The following is a 1,976-nucleotide window of genomic DNA, read 5'->3' as shown; positions in this document are numbered from 1 at the left end:
TGACCTGCTCCCCTGGAAAGTCCTCGTTTTGAGGTTAGCCTGTTCCCTGAAAGAGGAGACGGGTAATGAAACGATCCAGGTTCACGGAAGAGCAGATCATCGGCATCCTGAAAGAGCATCAGGCGGGACTGTCTGCGCCTGAGTTGTGCCGCAAGCACGGCATCTGCGATGCGACGTTCTACACATGGCGCAAGAAGTATGGCGGCATGGAGGTGTCGGAGGCCAAGCGGCTGAAGGCGCTGGAGGAGGAGAACGCGAAGCTGAAGAAGCTTCTGGCGGAGTCGATGATGGACGTGTCGACGCTCCGCGAGATGCTCGGAAAAAACTTCTGACGCCCGGCTCGAGGAGGAACGCCGTGAGCTGGGCCATGGAGAAGAAGGGCTATTCCCAGCGCCGCGCGTGCGGCCTGGTGGGCATTGATCCGCGGGTCTACCGCTATCGATCGAGCCGACCGGACGATGCTGAACTGCGTGGGAGGCTGAGGGAGCTGGCAGCTGAGCGCCGGCGCTTCGGCTATCGCCGCCTGCATCTTCTGCTGAAGCGTGAGGGCATCGCGGTGAACTGGAAGAAGCTCTATCGCCTCTACCGTGAGGAACGGCTGACGGTGAGGAAGCGCGGCGGCCGCAAGCGAGCCGTGGGCACACGAGCACCGATGGCGATCCCGCAGGGCCCCAACCAGCGCTGGAGCCTCGACTTCGTCTCCGATACGCTGATCGACGGCCGTCGCTTCCGCATTCTGTGCGTCATCGACGACTTCAGCCGGGAATGCCTGGCAACTGTCGTCGACAACTCGATCTCGGGCGAGCGAGTGGCGCGGGAGCTGGACGCCATCGCCGAACGCCGCGGTCAGCCGCTGATGGTGGTCAGTGACAACGGCACCGAGCTCACCTCGAAAGCCATGCTGAAATGGCAGCAGGACCATGGCATCGACTGGCACTACATCGCGCCGGGCAAGCCTATGCAGACGGATGTTGTCGAATAGCCCCATCGTTTCATGAGGATGCCTTTTCCACAGCCTCTGGCTTGCGGGGCCGCATTCGCCATCTCGAAGTCGCCGCCGCGTAGGCGGCCTCCGCTTGCTCGACGCGGGATCGTTCTTCAGCGCGCCTGGCTGGAATGTTATAGTCGTAGGCCACTCCTCGACGCGCATGCTTTGTCGGCAAGCCGGCACGCAACTCGGCCGATCTGAACTTGCGGGCAAGCAGGGCCGGCCGCGCCCAGATGTAGTCGGCGTCTTTGCTCAGCATATGCCAGATTATCATCGCAAGCTTCCGCGCGGTTGCGACGGCCGCAATATGCTTCCCACGACGCGCGGCGATCCGCTGGTAGAAAGCACGCAAAGGACCCGGTGAGCGGGCGGCGGCCCAAGCTGCTTCCACTAGCATTCCTCGAGCGTGCCCGCGGCCCTGCTTCGTAATGCGCCCATGATGGGCCGGACCCTCACCTGACTGCCGCACGCTCGGATTGAGGCCAAGATAGGCGACAAGACGTTGCGGATTGCTGAAGCGGCGAATGTCGCCGATCGCCGCGGCAACGCTCGCAGCGACGGTCACGTCGAGCCCGGGCAACGTCATCAAGCGACGGATTGTCGGATCCTGCAGGGCATGGGCAGCAATATCCGCCTCGACCACGGTCAGCGCTTCGTTGATCTCACCTATCAGGCTGAGGTGGCGCTCGATGGCCGCGCGCTCGTCCGCAGGCAAGATCTGCCTCGCCAGCCATTTGCGCCCGCTGATACTAACCAGATTGCCATGTGGACACGGAGGGATCAGGTGGGCGTGGAGGATCGACTGGATCAGGTTCTTCAACCTCGAACGTTGGCGGACCAATTGCGTCCGCCTGGTAACCTGCCTTCGTAGCGCAAGCGTCTCTGGGTCCGGGACCCAGACCTCGGGCAGGAAGCCCGAGGCGTAGAGCTTTGCGAGGACAGTTGCGTCGATCGTGTCGGTCTTCACCTTCGCATGGGCGATCATATG

Annotated in this window: 1 protein-coding gene and 1 pseudogene; one reads left to right on the top strand and one right to left on the bottom strand. The window is 62.7% G+C overall.

The genetic code is table 11. From position 1 onward, the window contains the following. Window positions 1–65 precede the first annotated feature (65 nt). Window positions 66–979, top strand: a pseudogene (locus tag NYR54_RS19070) (IS3 family transposase); the annotation flags it as partial. Window positions 980–992: 13 nt separating this feature from the next. On the opposite strand, the gene NYR54_RS19065 reads toward NYR54_RS19070, so the two are convergent. Continuing rightward, the coding region (locus tag NYR54_RS19065; protein ID WP_341484328.1) for an IS110 family RNA-guided transposase at window positions 993–1,976 on the bottom strand (984 nt) is incomplete at its 5' end.

Source organism: Chelativorans petroleitrophicus, from assembly GCF_025398195.1.
Taxonomy (GTDB): domain Bacteria; phylum Pseudomonadota; class Alphaproteobacteria; order Rhizobiales; family Rhizobiaceae; genus Chelativorans; species Chelativorans petroleitrophicus.
The sequence above is the reverse complement of the archived record's forward strand: the minus strand, read 5'-3'. Positions and strand labels throughout refer to the sequence as shown.